At 69.0% G+C, this 24,187-nt stretch carries 11 protein-coding genes; 1 reads left to right on the top strand and 10 read right to left on the bottom strand.

Annotated elements, in window-relative coordinates; translation table 11 throughout:
- Positions 1–37: 37 nt before the first annotated feature.
- Entirely contained in the window at positions 38–694 is a 657-nt protein-coding gene (locus O0S08_RS01675; protein WP_269037179.1) for a hypothetical protein, read from the bottom strand.
- A gap of 68 nt (positions 695–762) precedes the next feature.
- Between O0S08_RS01675 and O0S08_RS01670 the strand changes: the two genes are divergently transcribed.
- A complete protein-coding gene (locus O0S08_RS01670) occupies positions 763–900 on the top strand; it encodes a hypothetical protein (protein ID WP_269037178.1) in 138 nt (45 codons plus the stop codon).
- 52 nt (positions 901–952) lie between these two features.
- Here O0S08_RS01670 and O0S08_RS01665 read toward each other — a convergent pair whose 3' ends face one another.
- The 9 genes from O0S08_RS01665 to O0S08_RS01625 form a co-directional block, all read right to left on the bottom strand.
- Positions 953–4,843 (bottom strand): hypothetical protein, encoded by a 3,891-nt coding sequence (locus tag O0S08_RS01665; protein ID WP_269037177.1) that lies wholly within the window; start codon positions 4,841–4,843, stop codon positions 953–955.
- Between the two features lie 75 nt (positions 4,844–4,918).
- Positions 4,919–7,039: an AAA family ATPase gene (locus tag O0S08_RS01660; protein ID WP_269037176.1), complete on the bottom strand. Its 2,121-nt coding sequence runs from the start codon at positions 7,037–7,039 to the stop codon at positions 4,919–4,921.
- A 7-nt stretch (positions 7,040–7,046) separates the two neighbouring features.
- Positions 7,047–7,883, bottom strand: coding sequence for a Pvc16 family protein (locus O0S08_RS01655; RefSeq protein WP_269037175.1), 837 nt, complete (start codon positions 7,881–7,883; stop codon positions 7,047–7,049).
- Positions 7,884–7,919: 36 nt separating this feature from the next.
- Complete coding sequence (locus O0S08_RS01650; RefSeq protein ID WP_269037174.1) at positions 7,920–9,392, bottom strand: hypothetical protein; 1,473 nt, start codon at positions 9,390–9,392, stop codon at positions 7,920–7,922.
- A 4-nt stretch (positions 9,393–9,396) separates the two neighbouring features.
- Positions 9,397–12,696, bottom strand: coding sequence for a hypothetical protein (locus O0S08_RS01645; RefSeq protein ID WP_269037173.1), 3,300 nt, complete (start codon positions 12,694–12,696; stop codon positions 9,397–9,399).
- Between the two features lie 5 nt (positions 12,697–12,701).
- A complete protein-coding gene (locus tag O0S08_RS01640) occupies positions 12,702–14,183 on the bottom strand; it encodes a phage tail protein (protein WP_269037172.1) in 1,482 nt (493 codons plus the stop codon).
- On the bottom strand, positions 14,180–21,436 hold the full coding sequence (locus O0S08_RS01635; protein ID WP_269037171.1) for a baseplate J/gp47 family protein: 7,257 nt from the start codon (positions 21,434–21,436) through the stop codon (positions 14,180–14,182). The genes O0S08_RS01640 and O0S08_RS01635 overlap by 4 nt, the downstream gene beginning before the upstream one ends.
- Positions 21,433–23,802, bottom strand: a complete 2,370-nt coding sequence (locus tag O0S08_RS01630; protein ID WP_269037170.1) for a baseplate J/gp47 family protein — start codon at positions 23,800–23,802, stop codon at positions 21,433–21,435. The genes O0S08_RS01635 and O0S08_RS01630 overlap by 4 nt, the downstream gene beginning before the upstream one ends.
- A complete protein-coding gene (locus O0S08_RS01625; RefSeq protein WP_269037169.1) occupies positions 23,799–24,185 on the bottom strand; it encodes a GPW/gp25 family protein in 387 nt (128 codons plus the stop codon). Before O0S08_RS01625 ends, O0S08_RS01630 begins: the two co-directional genes overlap by 4 nt.
- Positions 24,186–24,187 lie beyond the last annotated feature (2 nt).

Here is a 24,187-nt window from a genome sequence, read left to right as displayed (position 1 = left end):
CCGTCAGCGGATGTCGTCGCACTCCGGTGCTCGTCGATCAGGTCGTCCGGGGGACGAAGAAACCGCGGGGGTCGACCATATCGGGGTAATCCGGCGCGTCGATCTCGATCAGTTCGGCGGGGACGGCGAGCTCGATGCGCTCGAGAGCTCCGGCCAGGCGCCCGGCGTTGAGCGCCGCGAGCGCCGTGTTGTCGCGGACGTTACCCCACGAGAGGGGCGCATGGATATCGGCATTCAGCTGCAGCCGAAGACGGATGGGGTCGTCGGTCGTCGGATCGAGTTGTCCGTCGTCATCGAGATCGACGTCGATCCACAGGAGTGCGCCGCGGTCGATCTCGATGGGCTGCAGGTCGAGCCCCTCGCATTCGAGCGTCAGAGTGATACACACTTCTACCACGTCGCCATTCTGACGAATAAACTCTCGTGCCCGCTCGAGCGCGCCGGGCTCGTCCGCCTCCAGGGCAAGGGCGCCCTCGCCTTTCGACCGTGTCGACACCTCGAGATCGGTGGCCCGCGCGAAGCTACCCAACAAGGCGGGGAGGGTGGCAACGACGCGGGAGATCCAGCGGCTTCGCTGCTCCGGAGACACGAGCGAGTCACCGCCGGGTCCGCCGTTCGCGGCGGCGCGCGGGCGGTAGATCCAGGACGCCGACCCGCTCGCGCTCCGCCAAGTGGTATGTGCCTGGCTGCTCACCAGCCAGGACTCTGCATGACTGTCCGCCGCTGTCAAGCTGTATACCCCCGACCGGACTTCAGTGCCCGATGAACCTGGTCGCCGGCAACGACTGCACGGAGGCGGACGGCTTGATCATCAACGTCGGCTGCTGCATGCCCAACGGCGTGTTGCTCGACTGCGAGATCGTCGAGATGAAGCAGATCGTGCAGATCTCGTGCGAGTGAATCGACGAAGCCGCCCCGCACGCGCCGGGTCGGATCCCGGCCATTTCTCGCGCTATGGCGGGATGTCCTTCCGGACATCCATTGTCTTCGGGCCCATGCCTGGTTCGTCCGGATCGTTGTTTTCGCCCTTGTACTTCCACATCACCGTCACCTCCAGCGGGAAGAATCCGTCGCTCGGATTCAGGGTCGCCGTGACCTCGTATTTGAGCGTTCTCTTCTCCTCCGTCAACGCCTTCAGCGCCGCGCTCTCGTAGCGCTCCAGCCACTTGTTGAGACCTGCGCCTCCGGGGACGATATTCCTGGGATCGTTTCCCGGCCCGTTGAGGCTCGCGGGGAGCAGATGCACACGTCGCCAGAACAGCTTCCCGCCCCGCTTCGGGGACTGCTTCTGGATCCGCTGGTCCCAATCTGTGAGCACTTTAGTATCGGCCGCGCTCCCGACCGTGTTACCGGGACGGAGGGTCAGCGGGTCGGCGACGACCTGCTTGCTCGTGGGCGACGATATGAAATCGACGTGCGACGGCTCGATCCTTTTGTCCAGCGCACCCGACTTTACGAGCAGGTCGGCGAGCGCGTGGATCTCTTTCCTCTGCTCCAAGACCTCGGCCCTGAGCTCATCGAGGAGCGTCTTCCGGGCGCTCTTCATGCGCTCGGCCTTGTACTGCTCCCACTTGCGGCGCCGCTTGTTTACCGCGAGCCGACAGACTTTGTATTTCGCTTCGGCGGAGTTCAGCGCTTTCGCCTGTTTGCTCCCTGCGGTCAACTTTTTCCGGCGTTTTTTGATGAGCTCCATGACCAGGATGCGAACCGATTGGACCGAGATGTCCGGCGGGTCCTCGTCGGTCTCCGCCGTGATCGTGTGACTCTCGTTGTCCTGATCGACGAATTTCTCGGCGACCTCCTCAGGCACCGCCTCCTCTTTTCCCGGTTCCGCCTCCTTCTCCCCGCCGCGCACCTTCGCCAGCAGCGCCCGCGCCTTGTCGGCGAGGAAGCCGATCACCCTGTCGACCACCGCTAGCACGCGGTCTTGCAGCTTGCCGATGAACTCTGCGATCTTCTGCGGCAGGTCGCCCAGCCCGAAGTACCCGGCCACGAAGTCGATCACCGGGCCCACCATCCCGGCGAGCGCGCCTTCGACGGCGGTCGCCATCGCCGAGACCTTGCCCGCGACGATGTCGGCCATCCCGTTCACCACCGTCTCGACCAGGCTGAAGATCCGGGCCGCGTTCTCGAACACCCACTTCAGCACCCGGTAGATCGCCTCGACCGCCGCCACGATCGCCCCGGCCGGGTTGAACATGGCGATGACGCGGGCCACCACCTGCTTGATCACCGCGTTCACCATGTAGTCGACGGCCATCTGGATGACCATGTCGACCAGCTGCTGCGGATCCAGCTGTTCCTGGATCATCTGGAAGATGCCCTCGGGTCCCTGCTCGATCAGGGTCGAGACCAGCGCCAGCGCCTGCTCGATCAGCGCCAGGTTGTCCTCGCCGATGTGCTTGGCCAGGAGCGTGCGGATCCGCGGCCACGTCAAACCCATCAGCTGCAGGAACAGCGTCACCACGCTGCGCAGCGAGAAGTCGGGCGGGAGCGTCACGCCGACGCTGCCGAGGCCGGAGAACAGCCACGACAAAAAGCCCTCCTGCAGGTGCGTCCCGAGGTTGTCGAAGAAGCGCTGGAAGCCCTGGCCGACCCCCGCCAGCAGGTTGTTGGCGAAGCCCACCGGATCGTCGGCGATGTCCTTGACGACGTGCTGGACCTTGTCGACCAGCGCCCAGAACGACGGCGGCGGGATGCTGGCCAGAGTCAGCAGGCCGTCGATGATGAAGCGCGCCGGGTCTTCGAGGGCCGCCTCGATCGCTGCCCCGATGCGACCCACGATCCCACCGGCCGCCTCGCGCAGCGCCTGCACCTCGCGGCGGACCTCCTGCACCGCCGCGTCCGCGCGCTTCACCAGCTCGTCGGTGAAATCGTCGCGGACCGAGTTCGCGCGGCTTTGCAGCGCGTCGAGCTGGGCGTAGATCGCCGTCGCCTCGCCGGTAGCGAAGTCGCCGATCCCCTGCTCGATCGCCGTCTTCACGACCTTGTCGATCTCCGCCCGCGCCTCCGAGATCACCTCCTCGCACAGCCGGATCACCGCCTCGACATCGCGCGAGATGTCGAGGATGAGGCCGCAGACCGTGTCGCCGAACCGCGTCTCGGCCTTGTCGTACTGCTGCGTCACCCACTTGGGGTAACCGGTCCAGTCGTCGATCAGCTCGACGACGACGCCGACGGCGCCTTCGTGGCGCTTGGCGATCCACTCCTCGACCGACCTCAGCGTCGTTTTGAACTCGCGCGTCGCCACGGCGAGGCCGGCCTCCCACTTGGTCATCGCCGCTTCCATCAGGCGATCGAGGCGCGAGTGGACCTCGCTCTGCGCAGCGGCGAAGATCTCGCGCATCCGCTTGCCCGCCGCGGCGCGCATCTGCTCCTGCGTGCCGACGATCCCGCGCTGACGCCGGGCCCGCTCGCCGATCGCCTCCGAGCGCGTCCCAGCCAGCGTCGTCAGCGACCGGGTCTGCAGCGCGGTCATGTCGGCCTGCGCGCTCTGGATCGCCTCCTGTTGCCGCTGCAGCAGCTTCTCCGGCTCCTCCTGGCTCTTCTTCTCGAGCTCTGCATGCGCCGCTCTGGCGTCGGCGATCGGCCCGCTCTCGATCAGCCGCGCCGGCTCGGTGTCCATCCCGGCGTCGGCGATCCGCTGCTTCTGCGCCGCGACGTCCTCCGTGAGGCTCACGCTCTCGCCCGGCAACGGGTCGGGCGCCGCCGCGCTCGCGTTCACCTCCGGGCCCGTCACCGCCACGGGCGGCTGCTCGTAGGCCTTCGGCTGCAGCGTCGACTCGCCTGCCGGCGGCTTGTCCAGCGGCGCGTACTTGTCCGCGACCGACTCGGCCTCGCTCTTGACGTTGCCCTTCAGCTCGGCGCCGGCCGACTTCGCCGCCTCTTCCGGCTTGGCCTTGAGCAGCGCCGCGTCGTCGGGCGGCCGCTTCTCGCGGATATCCTTGCGGATCTTCTCGCACAGCGCCTGGAGCTTCGGGCTCGGCGGCGGTCGCCGGTCGAGCGCCTCGGCGACCGCGCCTGCGGCCCGTCCGCGGGTCTCGGCCTCCGGCTCCGTCACCGCCGCGGTCGCCTCGTTCACCGTCTTCGCCGCCGACGGCAGTGACGCATTCGCGTTCGCGGTCGCCCCGGCGGTCGCGCGGACCTTCTCGATCCGCGCCGCCGTCGCCCGCCCGATCGCGTCGGGCGGCTCGGGCATGCGCAGCCCTCCGCCCCGCGCCGGCGCCCCTGTCGCGGCCCGCGGCGCCCCGCCGTCGTTCGCGGCCTGCCTGTCCTCGGGGCCAGGTTCTGCCACGAGCCCGACTCCCTGGCCCTTCGCGGCCTTCGCCTCGACCGCCTCCGTCTCCGTGCCCGCGCTCGGGCGTGACGTCGTCACCGTCGCGGTCGAACTCGCCGTCCCGGCGGTCGTCGCCTTCCCGCGATCACTCTCATCGACCGTCGCAGTCGTCGCGGTCGAACTCGCCGTCCCGGCGGTCGTCGCCTTCCCGCGATCACTCTCATCGACCGTCGCAGTCGTCGCGGTCGAACTCGCCGTCCCGGCGGTCGTCGCCTTCCCGCGATCACTCTCATCGACCGTCGCAGTCGTCGCGGTCGAACTCGCCCTGCCGCTGTCACTCGCATCGACCGTCGTCGTCGTCGCTCGCGTCCCGACCTCGGGCACGCTCGCCGGCTGGCCCGCCACCGCGGCGATGTCCTCGAACCCGGTCGCCACTGCGCGCGGCTGCTGCGGTTCGACGGCCAGCAGCGAGTCGTCGAACTCCTGGGTCTCGACGAGCGGTCGAGGTCTGGGCGGCGCGAGGCTCGAGCTCGGCACCGGCGCTGCGGCGGTCGCCGTCGCCTTCACGACCTCACCCTCCGGCCCGAACCTCCGCCTGCGATCCACTCACCATTGCGCCGCAACATCGCTCGCCTCGCTGTCTCAGGTCCGCCTGACGCCCGTCTCGTAGACCGCGCGATACCTGCCGAAGTCGGCCGGATCGACCACGCGGCCCAGCTTGCGCATCTCCCGGCGCACCCCGACGAGCAGGTGCGCGAACCGGACCACGCGGGGATGCGCCTCCGCGGCCAGCATCGCCGCCGTCTGGATCGCGTTCTTGATGTGACCGCCGCTGAGCTCGAACCGCTGGGCCAGGAAGTCGAGGTCGATCTCGTCCTCGCGGGGCATCGCCGCCGGCATCAGCGACGCCCACAGCCGCCGCCGCTCCGCCGGCTCCGGCGGCGGGAAGTCGACCACCACCGCCATCCGCCGCATGAACGCCTCGTCGACGTTCTTCTTGAAGTTCGTCGCCAGGACGATCACCCCGTCGAACTCCTCGACCCGCTGCAACAGATAGCTGGTCTCGACGTTCGCGTAGCGGTCGTGGGCGTCCTTGACCTCGCTGCGCTTGCCGAACAGCGCGTCCGCCTCGTCGAAGAACAGCACCGCGTTGCTGCGCCGCGCCGCGACGAACACCCGCTCGAGGTTCTTCTCCGTCTCGCCGATGTACTTGCTGACCACCCCCGCCAGCTCCACGCGCAGCAGCTCGCGCCCGAGCTCGCGGGCCACCAGCGCGCTCGCCATCGTCTTGCCGGTCCCGGGCGGCCCGGCGAACAGCGCCGCCACCCCGTCGCCGTGCAGCACCTTCGACCGCAGCCCCCATGTCCCGAAGACCAGGTCATGGTATTTCAGGTGGCGCACCAGCTCGTGCAGCTGCTCGAGGCTCGCCTCGGGCAGGATCAGGTCCGACCATTCGCCGCGGGCCGCGATCGCCTGGGCCAGCGCGCCGAGCTCGGGGCGCGAGCGCGCGCGACAGGCCCGGACCAGCGCCGCCGGCATCCGCTCGCGCACCTCGCCGCCCAGGCTGCGCGCGTCGGCCTCCGCCATCTGCGCCGCGTCGCGGATCTCCGAAGCTCCCAGGCGATAGCGCCAGGCCAGCTCCGCGACGTCGACCTCGCCAGCCTCGCCCGCCAGCACCTCCCGCCACAGCTCCGCGCGCTCATCGGTGTCGGGCGGCACCACCCGCAGCTCGAGGACCGACCGCCGCTGGACCTCGCGACGGAGCCGCGCCGCCGCGTCGGCGACCACGATGCAAGGCCCGTCGAATTCCTCGAGCTCGGCCGCGAGCTCGCGGAGCGCCGGCTCGCGCTCCTGTTCGGCCAGCTGGGGCCAGCCGAGCACACACAGCAACGCCCCGCGCAACGTCGCCTCGCGGAACGCCTCACGGACCCGCGCCTCGACTGCGAAGCGCAGCCCGGCCGGGCGTGACAGATCGATCGCCAGGAACTGGACCCCGCGCTGTTCGGCGAGCTCGCCGGCGCCGGCGGCCAGGCCCTCGGCGTCGTCGTCGACGATCACCGCCAGCGGCCCCGGCCGCTCCTCGGCGTGCCACACCCGCGCCACCCGTGCCAGCGCCGCCCGTTGGCTGCGGCTCGCCGCGACCAGCGGCGGCACCATCGCCGTCGCCGCCACTACCTGCTCGGGCGCGTCGATCCCCAACAAGTGCCGCGCCAGCCGCGGCGTCGCCACGATCGCCCGCTCGAGCAGCGGCCCCGCCTCGCCGTCCTCGCCGACGCGCACGTGTCCGCTGCGCAGCAGCGGCCCCGGCGATTCACACCACCGCCGCACCTGCAGCGATTCGCCTCCCCCCAATAACCGCACCGCCAATTCCACCCGCGGCAGAGTGCGAGTGCGATCGCCCTGCAGATAGGCGAACACCGCCCCGTACTTGCGATCGAAGTGCGACGCGCAGGCCAGGACGAGCAGGCCCACGCCGATCCCGTCGAGGCCGAGCGCCCGGCACAGCTCGACCAGCGGCAGCCGCACGCCGTCCGCCAGCGACTCGCGGAGTCGCGCGCGGATCGCCGCGATCTGCCGCTGCAGCCCCGCTTCCGCCGCCTCCGGCGAATCGAGCTCCCCTTCGGGATCGAGCAGCCGCGCCAGCCGCTCGCGCTCGACGCGGACCGCGTCGCCGACCGGCCCCGACGCGTGGAGGTGCGCCAGCAGGATCAGGTCGAGGCGGCGTAGCTCCGCCTGCAGGTGTTCGTGTGCGTCCTTGAACATCGCCGGCCTATGAGCGGAGGACCTCGAAGTCGACCGCCTGACTGCGGAAGCGGTCGAGCCGGAGGAACACCTGCATGCGCCCCGGCTCGACCTCCTCGGGCACCGTCACGCTCGCCACGCCCGCGCGGGCCGAGTCGAGCGACGCTGCCACGTGGCCGCCGAACCAGAACTTGAGGTACGGCAGCTCGAGGTTGGCCCCGTAGATCTTGACCGCCTCGCCTCGCCTGGCGCGGACCGGCAGCACCGATTCGAGGTAGGGCACCGGTACGACCTCGGGGACCGGCGGGTGCAGCACCAGCGGCACCTCGAACCGCGGCGTCGTCGGCTCGATGAACACCATCGACACCTCGTACGCCGCCGACGCGCGCAGCAGCGCGACGTTGTTCCCCCAGATGTTGTTGATGCTCGCCAGGTCGAGCGATTGCAGGACCACGTGGACCTTCGGCGGCCGGACGTCGCTGGTGCGCAGCGTCCCCCGCAGGTCGTCCTCGGCGAGGTATTGATTCTCGTGCATCACCTGCATCGCCTCCCCGAGGAGCCGGTGCTCCGACAGGCCGTCGCTGGCGAAGGCCGTCAGCAGGTAGCGGAAGTCGAGCGCGAGCGGCTCCGGCACGAAGCGCTGCCCGTTACCTCCGCCGCCCACCGGGATCCTGCCCGTGTTGCGGCGAGTCGGATCCGGCAAGATCTGATAGAGGAACAGGTTGACCCGCGGCAGCTCGGTGTTCTCCTTGTGCGGCGAATCGACCGTGATCGTCGCCGCCTTGGGCACGGTCGGGTTCAGGCGTCGATCGAGGATCCCGCGCAAGGTCTCGCTGAGATCGTGGATGGCGTTGTACGTGCTCATGCCTCGCCTCGCGCGGCCGGGAGACCGCCGGTCCGCTCAGTCGCAGGTGATCTGGAGGTCGATGCTCGCGCCGACGCTGCACGCCTCGATGTCGTAGTCGATGGCGAACTTGATGCTGTACTCGCCCGGCTCGACCCCGCGGGTGATGAGGCTCATCGCCACCCAGCGGGTCTTGTCGCGCGGCAGCATGCCGATGTACGCCGAGTCGGGCACGATCTGCGCGATCGGGTGCCCCGACGGCAGCAGCGCGTTGACCTGGCAGCCGTCGTGATAGATCTGCAGGTCGTGGATCCGCACGTGCTTCAGGTGGAAGCGGCTGCAGTTGGTCACCTCCATCACCAGCACCGTGTCGTCGATCGACTCCAGCCGGCACTCCAGATTCCCGTTCGGCCGCTTGCCGTACACGCACCGGCCGCCGCGGTTCGAGCTGGCGATGAAGCCCTTGCGGAAGGTGAACTCGATCTTGAGCGTACCGCCCTCGGGTAGCTTGACCTCCGTGGCGATCGGCTCGAGCTCCTCGTGGTTCGAGGGTTGCGGCGCCGCGCCCTTCTTGTCCGCGGGCGCCTCTTCCTCGCCCTTCCGCGTCCAATTCACGTGTTCGTGCTTGCCGTAATTGCTGTTGCTCATCTCGTCACTCCCTTCCGTGTCCTCGTCATCGTCCGGCCACGCTTGAGACTCGCGGTCCTCGTCGTGGCGACCTGGCTGCTCCTCCGGCTCCACCGCTCTGGGCGGCGCCTCCGGCTCCTCGACTCGCTCCGGCCCGGGTACGCGGACCGGGACCTCCGCGACCAGCTGCACCGGGGGAGACACCGTCTCTCCTGGCGGCGGTCGCGGAGCGGGCTTCCATTCGCCGGGGTCCGGCGGCCCGACGCGGCCGGGCCGGCACCGGTTCCGGCCGCGGCCGCAGTCGTCCTGGACCTCGAGCTCGAGGCGCACCTGCGTCGCCGCGCGCGCCCGCGTCGAATACACCAGGTCGTAGGCGACGCACACGCGCACCGGGAACACGCCCGGCCGCGGCCCGCGGGCGATCGCCACGAACTGCAGGTCGACGTAGTGCCCCGGGACCAGGCAGCGCACGCCCTGGAACGGCGGCACGATCTCGATCAGCCGGTGCTTGTCGGACAGCGTCCCCAGGACCGCCGCGCAGCTCGGGTCGATCTCGACGTCGACGCAGAGATCCTCCGCGACGTAATGCTCGGAGGTGTTGATGACGCGCACCCAATAGAGGGTGTCGTCATGGGTCTCGAACACCTTGTCGCCGATCCACGCCTCGACCGCGATCGCCGAGCACGCGGTCGCGCGCTCGGGCGCGGCCGCCTGCTCGCGCGAGCCGGCCGCGCTCACCACGATCCGGCTGGCCTCCTGCGGATCGACGTCGACCGTGAAGCGCCACGGCATCTCGCCCTCCGGCAGCGGCTCCTCCACGGGCTCGTCCTCGGCGAGCCCGTCGTGGACGCGGAAGATCCGGGCGATCCGATCGATGACGATCTCGATCTCGGGCTTGTCCATGACGTCATTCCTCCCCTTCTGCGTCGATCCGCGTCGCCGGCAGCGAGCGGACGACCAGCGACCAGCGCGGCACCGGCACCTCGGCGCGCATCGTCCGCGACCAGATGCTCCGCAGCGCGACGGTCCGCTCGCGCTCGGACGCGTCGGACTCGGCGAGCGCCCGCAAGTCCTCGACCATGCCGTCCACCGCAGCGACGACCCGCTTGCGCGCGGAGCCGCGGGTCCGCGCCCCGTGGGCGTCGCCGAGCCGCGGCCAGTCGGCCACGAGTCGCTGCACGGTCCTGTCATTCTCGTGCTCGAGCACCTTCAAACTCGTGAGCGGCAGCTCCATGAGGCTCCACCGTCGATCGTCGGTCTCGCTCACGAGCGGCAGCTCGGGCGCCGTCGCCCCCACACCAGGCGCATCGCCCATCGGTCGCTCGGGAAACGCCGGCTCGATGGGCGGACCCACCGGTCGCACCGGGATCGGCGTGACCGGGAACACCGGCACGATCGCCGGCCCCGTCGGCAAGTTGGGAATCACCGGCACGATGTCCGGCCTGATCGGCACATTCGGGATCACCGGCACGATGTCCGGCCTGATCGGAACATTCGGGACCACCGGCACGATGTCCGGCCTGATCGGCACATTCGGAATCACCGGCACGATGTCGGGCCGCTCGATCGGGAACACCGGCACGATGTCGGGCGGCCGCGTCCCGGGCGGTCGATCCGGCAATTCACCCTCGGGTCCCGGCTCCGTCTCCGGCGGCCGCGGCCCGGACGGTCGATCCGGCGATTCACCCTCGGGCCCCGGCTCCGTCCCCGGCGGCCGCGGCCCGGACGGCCGCTCCGGCAGCCCGTGGTCCGGCTCGTCCTCCTCCTCGTGGTCACACGAATCGTCGGGGTCGGGCTCGGGCAGCCGATCGGGGCAGTCCGGCAACTGCGCGGGCGGCGGCGGCCGCCGCGGCCCTCCCTCGTCGAGCGGCAGCGCCGGCGGCCATTTGAGCGCCCACTCGAGCTTCTCGTCGCCGCAACAGCCGGCCAGCACGCTGGCTGCGACGGAGGCTGCTCGCGTCAATGCGCCCGCGATCGCCGCCAGCTCGCGATTGGACAGCGTCGGTGCGTGGCGCGTCTCGACCGTCGCGTGGGCCAGCGCCCGGAACGCCACCGCGAGGAGCCGGGCCTTCGTCAAGACCTCCGGCTTCACCGTCTCCTCGCTGCCCTTGTGCGTCTGCAAGAAGTTGCGCGCGAATCGATAGAGGCTCTCCGCCAGCCCCATCTGCCACCGGCGCCCCCGCCGGACGTTCGCCTGCACCCGCGAATAGCGCGCCAGATGGGCCGCCTGGCGCAACCACTCGGTGGAGTACCCCTCATAAAAGTACTCGGCCAGCTCCGCGCTCGCGAGCCGGATCTGCTCGAGCAGCGGCGACGGATCGAACGCCGCCGGCGTCGGACGCAGATCGTAGAACTGGTGCGGACGCTCCTGATCCCCGGGCACGATGAGCGCCAGCGGACACATCGCCGTCGCCATCTCGTCCGGCGCGGCGAACACCCGCGATTCGTACCAGCCGCCCACCCGCGCCGCGAACGACCACGAGTCGCCCGGCTCGAATCGCGGCACTGTCATGCCGCGGTACGTGAGGACCACCTCGAGCCCGCTGCCCAGCGAGATCGAACACTTCAGACAGCACACGCCCCCGGTCTCGGGGCAGCACGGCCACACCGCGTGGAGCCGCGCGCGGCACTGGTAGCCCGCGTAGCGCCGCACCTTGATCGGACGGATCGGCCGGACCTCGTCGCAGCAGCGGCGGTGATCGGCGGACAGCGGCCGCGCGAGCCGCAGCGTCATCGTCTTGTGGTTTTCACCGCAGCACTCGACGCTCTCGCCGCAGCGCTCGATCCACGCGATCGTGTGCTCCTCCTCGCAGTACAGCGGCTCCCGCGCGGGCCAGCACGCCTGGTCGTCGACGTCCGCCCGCGGCTTCGCGCACGGGTCGTCGGCGGCGACCTCGACCCGCCGGCCCGAGATCCACACCTGCATCCCCGGCTGCCAGCACGCCGCCTCCTCGACGACCACGCAGTTGTCGAGGATCCGCGCGTGGCTCATCAGCGGCCTCGCCTCGCCGCGGCGCTGCAGCGCCTGGGTGATCCCGAAGTGCGGCTTCAAGACGAGGGTGACCTCGTGCTCGACCTCGCTGGAGATGACCCGCTCGACCTGCCACACTGCGTCGCCGAACGGGATCTTGCGGCCCCCCTCGCTGCGCATCAGCTCGTGGACCAGATCGCCGGGCGACGCGATGCAGTCGCCCATCGTCGTCATGGTGATCACCAGCTCGGTCGGCACCTCCGGCCGCCCGCGGACCTCGTAGTCGACGATCACCGCGTCGCGCAGCGAGACCGGCGCCGCGCACGACACCCGGTCGAGCTTCAGCTTGCGCTCCTCGACCTGGGTGATCCTGTAGATCTGCCCGTCGACTCCTTCGGCCTCGATGCGGACGTAATCGCCGGCCTCGAACCCCGTCGCGTCGACCACCTCGATCTCCTGCGCAAGCTGCTCGACGTCGGCCGCCAGCGTCGTCACCGTCGAAGCCGCGCGGTCGTCCCACAACACCTCGACCGCGGCCGTGTGGCGATCGAAGCGCTCGGCCTCGCCCACCAGCTCCACGTGATAATGCACGTTCTCGTCGCCGTCGTACGACCCCTGCACTGTGAGGCGGACGTTCGTCGGCCGCCACCGGTCGTGCGGCAGATCCGGCAGCAGCTCGGCCACCGGCGGCAACGACCGCAGCGGCTCCGCCAGCCGCTCCGGCACCGCCGACGCGGCCGCGAGCTTCACCCGGCTGCGCACCACCTGGCGGAAGCTGCCGCGGTCGGATTGCAGCGCCGGATCGCGGAAGCCCGGCACGTCGGTCTCGTCGACCGTCTCCACCCGCGACTCCACCCACACGATCACCGGCTCCGTCTGATTCGCGTCGAGCACCGCCGTCGCCGCGGGCTCGCTGCACCACCCGGATTGTCGGTCGAACGATACGTCCTCGGGCCAGGAGACCGGGAGGCCGCCGCAATAGAATTGCGCAGGTCCGCCCTTGATCAGGAGGTCCGTCAACTGCGCGGGCGCACCGACGTAGACGGGCACGATCTGCAGCTCTTGCCCCGCGGTCCCGCGCAGCCCCGAGGCCACGATCGCGTCGCGGACGCTCGCCCAGGCGGTGTCGACGGATTCGTTCCAGGCCGCGTCCGTGAGCGGCGCGCCCTCTTGCAGGTATACGCCGAGGACGTCCTGGATTCGCTTGAATGTATTGCGCGAGCTTGGTTGCTTCATGATCGTTACCTCGCGGTGTGACCGGGGACCGGTGTGTCGCGGAAGACCACCTGCGCGCGTCGCCCCACCGGCACGGCGTGGGTCAGCTCTTCCTCGACGCGCGCGCGCAGCTCGTGCACGTCGTACGGGCGGTAGTAGCGGACCCGGATCGGTGCGCCGGCGTGAGCCGGCCCGACGCGGAAGCGTCCGTGACGCACGTCGATCTCGACCGTGTCGTCGGCAGGCGCCTCGCGCGAGAATCGTTCGACCAGTCGGATCACGGGGAACAGGTCCCAGCCCCACGCGTCCTCGACCGCGAAGTACCGCCGCAGACCGCTCGTGTCGAGCGGCAGCCCCGCCGCCAGCGCCGCCTCGGCGTCCTCGTGGCGATCGCCCGGCTCGAGCACCACGTACGGCGCCTCGCCGCGCTCCGCGGTGCACCCGCTCGACGACCTCGCCATGAGGATCCGCGTCCCGTGCAGGTGACGCAGCGACCCGCGGCACAGGCTCGCCGCGAACACGGTCAGGCGATGGGCCTGCTCGTCGGTGAGCCACACGTCACCGCCGTCGGCCGAGAACGTGTACACCCCGTCGCCGAGGTGGAACGCGTCCGCGGTGACCGGCTCGGCGAGCAGCGGCTCCCAGTAGCGCAGGCGATAGCGGCGCAGCTGCATCAACGCGCTGAGCGTCGCCGTCGGCCCGGCGATCCGGCCGCGCTCCGGGTCGACGGCCAGCGTCGCGTGCGGCACGTGAGGCGCCATGGAACCGCCGAGGTCGACGAACCGCGGTGTGAGCCGCCCGATCGCCGGACCGCCCTCGTCGGCGGCGACCACCTCGATCTCGAGCCCCGCGCCGACCAGCGCCCGCGCGTCGTCGCTGCGCACGATCGCCGTCCCGTCGCCGCACCGCAGCCCCACGTCCGCGTCCGCTCGCACCGCGTGCACCCCCGAGCCGAGCGGCGTCAACACGACCTCGCGGCGCTGCACCGGCCAGACCACGTCGACGATCACCTGCAACGCGTCGACCGCGGCCTTGCCGGTGATCTGTCGCGCGTTGCCGTGGACCACCGCGGGGCCGCTCCCGAGGATCCTGGCCGCGCGCAGCGGATCACCGAACACGTCGCCGTACGGCGGTTCGACGACCCGCGCCTTGAACCCCGAGAGGATCCAGACCAGCGCCTCGAGCTGCGCGCGCGTCCCCTTGTGCCGGCGCCAGTGCAGCGCCTGCTTGACCTGATAGCGCTGGCGGTCGACCGGCACCCGCGGGTCGAGCGTCTCGCCGACGAGGTCACCGATCAGCGGCACCAGCTCCGGCGCGCACGTGTCGACGAACATGTCGTCGCGCAGCCGGAGGACATCGGCCCGCACTGCGTCGAGCCCGACCCCGAGCGCGCGCACCAGGCTCTCGAGCACCTTCCCGTTCTCTCGGTCCTTCGCCCGCGTCCACCGCGGGATCAAGGACCACAGTCGGTCGCCCGACTCGAGCCGTCGTCGTCCCTCCGCGGTCACGCGACACCTCCCTTGATTCGCACCCTCAACGTGCCGCGGATCCCGTTGGGATCGCCGGCGCGATCGTTGTCGCAGCGGATCACCTGCGTCGGCCCCGGCCTGAGCACGTCGGGTACCTTCGTCGGCAGGTCGGTCGGCGGCACTTCGCGGCTCATCCAGCGGATCCGCGCCGTCGCCACCGCCGGCAGCGAGAACGCCTGCTCGTACACATCACCCGCGCGTAGCGGCGCGCCGATCGGCCAGCGCTCGAGATCGAAGAAGCCGTCGTCGTCGGCCGAGAACGCCCGCTCCAGCGCCTGCAACGCCTCGCCCTGCGCGAACCCTGCCTGCACGGTGATCTCGAGGACGAGGTGCACGGGCAGTTGCTCGGCGTCCACCAGCTCCACCTCGATACCCGCCGCCAACGGTGTCACTGCGCACACTCGCTGGCGGATCTCCAGGAGGTCGGACGCAGTCGCCGGACGTCGTCGCGTCAGCGCCACGACGGCGCGCAGCACCTCGGGCGGCGCCGTCGGATCGAGCCGCGCCTGACTGACGTTGGCGAGCGCCCGGACCGCGCGGACCAGATCGTCTCGCGTCACCACCCGGCCCTGCGTGAAGCTGCGCTCCATCAAGTGTCGCCGCGCCGCCGCCGGATCGTCGGCAGCCTTGCCACCGGCCGCCGGTGTCACGTTGCGCGTGCGCTCGACCGCGAGGTTGCCGTCAAGCAGCTTGTCGATCGCCCCGACGTCGAGGTTGCCGCGCGCGCCGTCGCCGGTCCGCAACACCACCACGATGTTGTCGAACCCCGCCGCCGGGATCGCCCCTTGCACGCCGTCCCCGAAGCGCACGTACGCCTCGCCGTCGGCCTCGAACTCGAGCCGGTAGATCCGGTCGCGTGGCCCCCTCCCCGCGAATTCGCCTACCCGCTCCCACTGCACGTCGTCGACCAGCAACACCACGCCCGGCGTCAACACGCCCTCGTCGTCCGACGAGAACAGGATGGTCTGACGATTGTTCAACGGCAGCCGCAACCCGCGGGTCGCACCGTCGCCGCTGCCGATCACCAGGCGCTCCGAATCGCCCTGCACCGCCTCGACCAGGTTGCCGAACAGGTACGACCGATCGAGCCGGTACGTGCGCTGCAGCGGGCTCTCGAGCGTCGCGCTGTAGGTCGCGTGATCGACCGTCTTCACCCCGACCACCTCGACCGGCTCACCCGGCTCGCCGCGCTGACTGAACGCCAGCGACGAGTCCTCGTCGAGCCCCTCCGTCTCGGAGAGGAGCACCGTCTCGGCACCAGGCGACACGGTCGGATCACCCTTCATCGACTTTTGATAAAAGTGCGCGTCGAGCACCCAGATCTCCGACCCGGGCACCTCGAACACTTCGACGCGCGCGAGAATCGCTGCTTGCGAAAGGTGCTCGAGCGTCTCGTAGATGTCGCCCGGCAGCACCACCGAAAGCACGCTCGCACCCGGTCGCAGCGGCCGCACCACCACTCCGTCGTATCCCGCGACCGCCTCGGCGTCGGAGATCCCCCGGAGCCGCATCAGCGTCCGCGCAGGGTCCCCTTCCTTCACCGTCTTCACCTTCTCGGGGATCGTCAATCCTGTCAGATCGACCTCGACGATCAGCGGCGCGCGCCATTGATGCTTCTCCCCGCGCGGCTGCCACGCCTCATGCACCGAATGCTCGACCTCGATGACGAGGTTGCGCTCGCTGGCCAGACTCCCGCTGACCCGCAGCGGCAGGCAATCGCGCCGGACGTCGCGGACCCGCTGCCGCGTTCGCGTCGGCAGGTGGCGGCACCAGGGCTCGATCTCCACCGGCCGGATGAACACGTTGCCGCGCCCGTTGGGCGGCGTCTGCCCGTGCACGCCGTCGCCAAAGCTGACGCTGACCGTGGCCGGATAGACCAGGGAGAGCTCAGTCGGCTCCACCGAAGGAACCAGCGGAAGAGGGATCGGCAGCGTCGGCAGACCGCCGAGGGGGAGAGGGATCGGCAGCCCCGGAAGATCGACCAATGGGAGAGGGATCGGCAGCAACTGCAGATCGACCAACGGGAGCGGGATCGGCAGCGCCGGCAGCGCGACTCCTTCCTCGCACCAGCACTTCTCCTCGTCCTCTTTCTCCTGCAGCTCCAGCCGAAAATCCGCGCATGGGTCGTCCTGGCGCTCGGGCCATTCGACCCCGAGGACGAACGCCTGGTCCTGCCTGCGAGCCGTATCGATGGCGCTGAACTCGGTCCAGCGCTCCCACCGACCCGAGGCGCGCTCCACGGTGAGCACTTCGATGTTGCTGGCCAGCGTCCCCGCCTGCTGGAGGGCAATGCTAGCGAGCCCGAAATCGCGCTTGGCGCCGGCGGTGAACCGAGCGAACTTGCTGCGCCGATCGCCGTCGCCGAGCACGATCAACTCGCGCTTGCCCTGGAACGGCTCACGGTAGAACGGTAGCGCCCGGAAAGCCTTCACGCTCGCGCTGGTCAGAACCATGTCGAGCTTGCCATCCTTGATGGGATACGCGACGCCGAACCGCGCGGGCAGCGGCTCCTCGAGCTCCACAAGCCCGAGCTTCGGCACGATCCGCTTGATCACCACTTCGTGCTGGCGCTCGGGCCAATCGACCCAGGCTCTGCCCGCGACCTTGGCGAGGCCCTTCTCGCGACGGGCGCGCCACGCGTCGCGCCAGCGCCTGTCCCACACCAGCAAGCGGTCGCCGGGCACCAGGTGCTCGAGCAGCATCTCATGCTCGAGCTTCTGCTTGGTCGTGTCATCCCCCTTGCCGGCCGGCTTCGGCTGGCTGCGGTCTTTGTCCTCCGTACCCTTGTCGCCGCCACCGGCCACGAGCTCCGTCTGCTCCGAAGGCGTCACGAACGGCTTCAGCATCAACCGGTTGCCGAAGCTCAGTCCGTCGAGCTCGGGCGGCGTCGTCGCCTCCGGCTTGTCCTCGCTCTGCAGCAGCTTGTAGTAATCCTCGTCCGGTGACGCCGCCCCGGCCGGCCGCCGGTACCCCGTGACCCGGTAATGATAAAACCCCCGCGGCTGAATCTTCACCGGCGGGTCGACGATCACCATCCGCCCGTCCACCTCGACCACCCGCGTCCACTGGATGTGGTCGCGCGACCGCTCCTCCTCGCTCTCGACGACCTCGGCCGCGCCCTCCGCGGCCTTGCACGGCGTCTCGCTGACCTTCGACACCCCCGCCGGATCGATGAAGATGTAGTCTCCCGCCTGGAGCTCCCCGGAGTTCATGATCACGAGCTGCCGCAACGGGTTCCACGGCAGCGGCCGCGTCTCGAATTGGTAGAACCGCGCCTCCTTCCAGCACACCTGTGTCTGGCCCTCGCAGATCGGATACGCGGCGTGATGCGTCCGCTTCGCCTCACCGGCGTCTATGTCCTCTTGATAGGGCTCAGCTGAGTAATAGACCTGAATGCTGACTTCAGGGACATGTTCTTCCTCGACCTCCCTGTCGATACGAAAATGCAGGGTAAATGTGCCCTCCGGCGTCTTGCCGAAGCCAAATTTCAATCTCTTTTCGCCTTTAACTTCAAGATCCGTAAAATCCGACAAATCATAACTATAATCCAACACATCTCCAGAATCGGCAGTGCTGGCGTCTCCCAGCGTGACCCTGATGGAATTTCTGATAATGAGCTCATCTGCATCGCTGTTGCCGAGGCGGACCGGAATGAAGTTGCCGGAGTTGAAGATGACAGAGTCGACCATAACCGTCGAATACGTCGGAATTCTCTCGCCCAATCTCCCGAACACGGCCAACTCCGCGTCTTCGCCGACACCCTTCTCTCTCGAGAACAAGATGAACGTCCCCGCGAGCGAGGCATCAGCGTCGATCTTGAATCGATCCACCTCTCCATTTGCATAGAGAAAATTATCATCATTCGTTTTGTTAACAGAGTACCAACTCTTATGCAAAACATCGCGCTTATCCTTGAACGCGTAGTATTTGCCGGGACTGTTCCCGCCCCCGAGGATCCACGCTACGTTCGTCTTGAATCCGGCAAAATCGTCGGACGCAGAGATGAGCTCGATGCTGTTGGCGTGAGCGGAGTCAGGATACTTGGCATACTTCGGGTCCGGCTCCGGCGTCGCGTGGGCCTCGGCGATGAAGATCGGGAATTCGGCGTTATCAACCACGGTCAGAGCTCGAACGGCGCGCAGACCATCCTCGCGCGGCGTAGCCTTCACAGCCGTCACATGAACTTTCTTGATAACCGCCGGGCGGCTCTCATTTCCGATCATTACCGCCCTAAACTTCCAATCGGCATCGGGTTCCCCGGGCTCATTGGGATCAAGCTTCATTGCTATGACGAGAGCCTGAGCATCTCCACCATTGAGGCTCACGATAGTTCTATCAAAATAGATCAACCCCCCGTATGTTCCATCGCCGAGGACCTTGAACTCGTTGCTCGGGACATTATCGAAGCTAGTTTCGACAATCGTCAACTCGACGGGGCTCGTCAACTCGGCCCAGTATTCCAACTCTTCCGGGCCGAGCATCTCGTGAATCCCCATCTTGGCCAAGTTTGCGGCGTCGACCGCACAGAGATGCGTCACGTAACCCTGACCATCCACGGAGTACGCCGCGGTCGTATTCACCTCCACGAGGTCCTTCTGGCTGAATATGTTCGTCATATCCAATGCCCCGACGTAGATCCCGCCGACTTTCATCAGCGTCGCCGCGGTCAACTCCAATCCGACGAACACTTTCCAGACCAGCGCGTTCTCGGAACCATCGGGTGCCACCATTTCAGGCATCTCAACGCCGTCTGCGACATTTAGCGTCCCAAAGAACAGATCCGCCCAGATCTCGTTGAAGGTCTTCTCGCTCCATCCGGCTGCTTCTTGCAGAGGCGCAGGGTTGAACGTGTCCAGGATCTCCACGAAGTCGCTCGGCCCTGACGCGCCCTGGTCGGGCGTTTTTACGTTCGGCTTCAGCTGCAACCGTTGCGTGAAGTAGTCGCCGAAGAAGACTGAGGCGACCTGAGGGACGATGATCAGTTCCGTGATCGGCTGCTGGATATTGTCCCCGACGCACAAGAAATCGACCACATAGTCGTACGTGACCGGCCACTTGAGGCGGACGATCTTCCCCTGCACTTCGACCGCTTGAAGCACCTCGGCCTTGATCCAACCCGGCCTGAAGATCGACTCGGGCTTGCCACCGGCGGTGACATCAAGGGCTGGGTCGATGTCCCGATACTCGCCTCTCGGGGAATGACCGCCCCCCGGGCCGAACTTCCGCCCGACGCCCGTACAGTCGAGAGCGTCCTCGCCGTCTTCTGCAGAATAGAAGCGCCTCACTCTCTTGCCGATCATGAAGTAATCGCCTGGCCGCACCAGCGACGTGTCCTGCACAATGATAAAGGTCGACCCTCTGGGAACAATGGTTACGGAGCCGATCGATGCCGACTCCGTATCGAGCCGCGCTTTTTGCCAGCGCTCGAGGTTTGGCGAGCTCTTCTTGTCCTCGGCCACGCCTTGCTCGAGCATGTCGCCGATGTTGTCGGGGTCGTTTGTTCGCAGCCTCCAGTCGAGGTTCTCGAACTCGCGGTAGAACTGGTCCCACAGATGATAGGGGCCGGCCTTGACCGCTTCGCGCAGCTGGGAGATCGACAGCGCATCGCCGTCCTCCCATCCTGGGACACGATCGTGCCGCTGAGGGATATCCTCGATGAAAAGCAGGTCATCCGCGATGTCGTGAGCGACACCGCGACCAGGCCGTACGCGATAGGGCAGCTCGTCGACCGTGAAGTCGAGCGGAAAATAGTGGCCGAATGTCTGGAGGAAGAGCCCCTTGCGCCAATCCCCATCGAGAAGGCGGTTCATGATGTCGGCCGCGATACGCTCCCACAGCGGCTCGGGCAGTGGATTATCGTCGATGGGCAGGGGCAACGGAAACGACGCCTCCGGCGCGTCCCAGCTGAGGTACTGCCCCGTCGTGCGCGGCCCGAGCGTCCTGATGAATTTCTCCTGCGTCGCCGAGTTCTCGATGATGATCTGCCTGCCCGGCAGCAGGTCGAGCGAGCGGTCGGTCACCACCCAGAGGGAGCCCTCCGTCTTCACGAACTGGCCGTCGACCTTCGGAAGCACCAGCGGGCTGGTGAAGTATTCGTCGTTGAGCTCGACCAGGTGACCTTTTGGCGCGACTGTATCGGCGTCGGTGATGCGGCCGATCGCCGGCGTGAAGCGGACGTACACGTTCGCCAGCTCCTCCGGGCTCAGCAGGTCCCGGTAGCCCATCTTGCGGCGGAGGATCGCGTACGTGCGCAGGCGGTCGTCCACGAACGTGCGGTAGTGGCGGTCGGCGGCCTCGCTCGCGGTGAAGTCGGGCACCTCTTGCCAGCGGCGGTCGGCCGTCCACTTCGCCGGGTCGTGGGGGTCGATGCCCGGCGGGAACACGTAGAGCTCGAGCGTCGATTGCAGGCGCTGCGCCCCCGAGGGTGAGGGGACGTGGAGGATCGGGCAATCGCACACCTCGAAGACGACCAGCTCGGCGGAGTCGTCGGCCTTCTCGGCGAGCGGCAGCGGATGCAGCAGGTGGCGGTATTCCGTGGCGCGGTGGATCCGCGTGTCGTCCAGGCCGTAGCTGCGCCGCAGCGGCCGCGCGACCGCCAGCGCCCGCGTGCGCGCCCCGGCCACGGGCACCAGCTCCAGGCCACGACTGCCGTTGATCATCGCCAGCGAGCCGGCGGCGAACTCGTCGAGCGGCGTGACGAGCTCCGGCGATTCTGCGGCGAATCGACGGATCACCGCCCGCAGCGCGCCCACCTGGCGGGTCACGTTCGGGTCGAGGGCCATGCGGTTGAACGCCGGGCCGATGACCAGCGAGCGCAGGGTCTCGAAGATCACCTTGCCCGGGACGTCGGGCGTCCGACCGGCGAGCTTGCTGCCGGCCAGGATCACGCCCACTGTGCGCGCCTCGAAGAACTGCAGCGTCTTCGCGGCCAGGGCGGGCCGCGGCGTGTAGCCCACGGTGTCGCCGAGCAGCTTCACCGACTGCAGTGATTGCGCCGAGCCGATCTTCGACTCGGTGAGGAAGCGGTCGTGATAGAAGCCGAAGATGTCGAGCACCGCCGCGAGCGCCTCGACGAGGGCGATGCCCGGGTCGGCGTGGTCGCGCCGGGTGTAGGACGGCAGCAGGTCGAGCAGCGCCTCGAGCATCTCGCTGCGGGCGCGCTCGTAGCCGAGCGGGCTGCTCGCCAGCAGCTCGCCGCGCAGGAGTTGTTGGACGCCCGGATCGCGCTTCATGCTCCGTCCTCCTCGGTCCCGATCGGGATGATCTGCAGGCTGCGCAGCAGCGGCACGTCGCCGGGGCGCAGCGGGATCCGCTCCACCCGGCGCTCGCCGACGATGAGCGCGCGCAGCTTCAGAACGAACCGCTCATTGCTGTATTGCCCGGTCGCCAGCAGGTCCTCCAGCGAATGGCGCGAGATCTCGGGCCACTCCTCGACCGCGGGGATCGATCGCGGGCCCGACAGCGCGCCGTACAGGGCGCCGTGGATCTCGACGTCGTCCGGCGAGGTGTCCGGGTCGTGCCGGTGATACTCGACCACCAGGCTGTATTCGCGGACGATCAACACCTGGATCTGCCCGGTCGCGGCCACCGCCGGATCGTCCTCGCACCGCAACACCTGGTCGGGCGCCGGCTCCACCACCTCGAGCACCTCGGAGTCCTCTCGCTCGGCCCGCCCGAAGCGGTACAGCTCGCAGGACTCGACCCCGATGACCGCCTCGACGATCGCCAGCAGCTCGGCCTTGCTGCACGGCACGCCCAGCTGCGGCTCGTCGCGCGGGCTGAAGCGCTCGCGCACGGCCGCCTTGCAGCGGCCCTGGACCGCCTCGGGGTCGGCCTCGGCGTGCAGCTGCACCGCGGCCGTGACGCTGACGTACAGCGGCCGCGCCAGCGACAGCCGCACCTGCGTCCCCGCCAGCCGCAGCGGCTCGATCCACTCCTGCAGCTCTGTGAGCGCCTGGGCAGGGCCGATCCGGTCCGCCAGTCGGAGCGCGACGCGCACCAGTCGCCGCGTCGTCGGCACCACCGCCGCCTCGATCACCTCGAGCCGCTGTGTGAACAAATCGACGTAGTCCCCCGCGGTCACGGGGATCGCCGGGATCGACAGCCGGTGACGCAGGCGGTCGGCGATGTCGATCATCTCGATCGGTCGAGCGCCGGTGGTGGGGAGCGGGTTGTAGGTCGGATCGCGCGGGTCGAGCCGGGCCGCGATGCTCCCCGCTGGTTTGATCAATGCGCGCGCGCCGAGGTCGCCGAGGGCCGGGTCGCCGAACACCCATTGTCCGAGGATCGGCGCACCCGGGGGGACCATGGCCCCGTGGACGCCGTCGCCGAAGCGCAGGGCCACGTCGCGCGCGTCGGCGAGCTCCACCACGTAATGGCGGTCGGTCGGACCGCTGCGCAGGAAGTCCTCGACCTCTTGCCATTCCTGCACCTGGCCGCCGACCAGAGTGCGCACCCCCAGGATCGGCCGGGGGTCGTCCCACACCGGCGCCTTCTCCGGCGGCAGCTTCACGCGCTGGCGCGGGGCGGCCACGAATCGCGTGGGCTCGAGGCCGGGTGGGAGCGCGACGCCGGCCGCCCGCGACAATTTGCGCAGCAGGTCGGCCGCCCGCGTCAGCCATGCTTCGATGCGATCGTCGTCCTCGACCGAAAGCGCCTGCGCCGAGATCGTCCGCAGCAGGCAGACCGCGCGCGCGACGGTCTGTTGCGCCTCTTCCCAGGCCCGCCGCAGATCGCCGCGAGCCTGCCACACCCCGCGCTGGCGCTCGACGTGCTCGCTGAGCAGTCGGAGCATCGCCACGCGCTGGCGGTGATAGTCGACGGGGGACTCGTCGCGGACCATGCCGCCTCGACCCAGGAGCTGCCATTCGCTCTGCTGACCGCGGCGGATCGGCACCAGGTTGCCGAGCACCTTGCCTGCGCGGTCGGAGTCGTCGGCGACGTAGGTCGCGCCGACGGGCTGCGCCAGGACCACCGCGCTGCCCTGCACCACGGCCACCTTCACCAGCTCGGCGCGGTCGCGGGACACCAGCGCGAGGAGCAGCCCCGGGCGCACGCCGATCGACCACAGGTCGAGCGCCTCGCGCCGCGGCCCGCCCAGCCACAGCACCGAGGTGCCCGCGCCGACCGACTTGCGCAGGGTGAAACCATTGTGGCGAGAATCGAGGAGCGCCGCCTCCACCGTCTCGAACACGTCGCGGTGCTCGCGGTCCTGCTCGCGCTCGAGCCGCGGATTCACGGTCGTCCGGGCGGGCAGCCGCAAGACGCCGTCGCGCACCGCGAAGTGTTGATAGCCCGTCGACGTCGCGCCGCGGTCGAGCACGTAATCGCCGAGGGCCGCGTGGAGCCGCACGGACTGGCGCTCCTTCGCGGTCCGCAGGAAGCCCTCGGCGGCCGCGCGGTCGCCGGCGTAGGCGAGGTGGTCGAGCGAATAGGCGAGCGCCTCGAGGACCACCATTCCGACGTCCGCGGCCGAGCGCTCGGTCCACGGCGAGCCGCTGCGGGTCACCAGCGCGATCAGCTGCTCGCGCAGCCCGCGATAGTCGCGCGTGAGGTAGTCGACGTCGGGGACCTGCCGGGTGCCTCTCGCGCGCGTCATTCCACACCTCCCAGCGGAATGTCGACCCGCAGCACCTGCGGGCTCAGCGGTTGATCGGAGATCTGGAACAGCAGGGAGATCGTCAGGACCGCGTCGTCGGCGACCACCTCGAGCTTGAGGATCGACACGTCGCGGGCCAGGTGCTCGTAGAGGTTCTCCTCCAGCGCGGTGCGGATCCGGTTGGCCAGGAACGGGCTGTTCGGGTCGAACACCGCGTTCTGGGCCCCGACGCCGAAGCTCGGTCGATTGGCCCGCTCGCCAGGCGCGGTGAACAGGATCTGCTCGATCATCGCGCGCACGCTGTCGTGGTATTCGAGCGTGGCGACGCCGCGGTCCGCGCCCAGGCGCGGCGGGTACGAGAATCCTCGGTCGCGCGTACTCATGG

This window comes from Nannocystis punicea, assembly GCF_026965555.1.
In the GTDB taxonomy this organism is placed as follows: domain Bacteria; phylum Myxococcota_A; class Polyangia; order Nannocystales; family Nannocystaceae; genus Nannocystis; species Nannocystis punicea.
This window is presented reverse-complemented; position numbering and strand designations above follow the sequence as displayed.

What these genes read in the sequence shown, in the direction of transcription:
- O0S08_RS01630 (WP_269037170.1), bottom strand. Translation starts at nt 23,802, where the DNA reads ATGACGCGCGCGAGAGGCACCCGGCAGGTCCCCGACGTCGACTACCTC.
- O0S08_RS01645 (WP_269037173.1), bottom strand. Translation starts at nt 12,696, where the DNA reads ATGAAGCAACCAAGCTCGCGCAATACATTCAAGCGAATCCAGGACGTC.
- O0S08_RS01650 (WP_269037174.1), bottom strand. Translation starts at nt 9,392, where the DNA reads ATGGACAAGCCCGAGATCGAGATCGTCATCGATCGGATCGCCCGGATC.
- O0S08_RS01670 (WP_269037178.1), top strand. Translation starts at nt 763, where the DNA reads ATGAACCTGGTCGCCGGCAACGACTGCACGGAGGCGGACGGCTTGATC.
- O0S08_RS01625 (WP_269037169.1), bottom strand. Translation starts at nt 24,185, where the DNA reads ATGAGTACGCGCGACCGAGGATTCTCGTACCCGCCGCGCCTGGGCGCG.
- O0S08_RS01655 (WP_269037175.1), bottom strand. Translation starts at nt 7,883, where the DNA reads ATGAGCACGTACAACGCCATCCACGATCTCAGCGAGACCTTGCGCGGG.
- O0S08_RS01635 (WP_269037171.1), bottom strand. Translation starts at nt 21,436, where the DNA reads ATGAAGCGCGATCCGGGCGTCCAACAACTCCTGCGCGGCGAGCTGCTG.
- O0S08_RS01660 (WP_269037176.1), bottom strand. Translation starts at nt 7,039, where the DNA reads ATGTTCAAGGACGCACACGAACACCTGCAGGCGGAGCTACGCCGCCTC.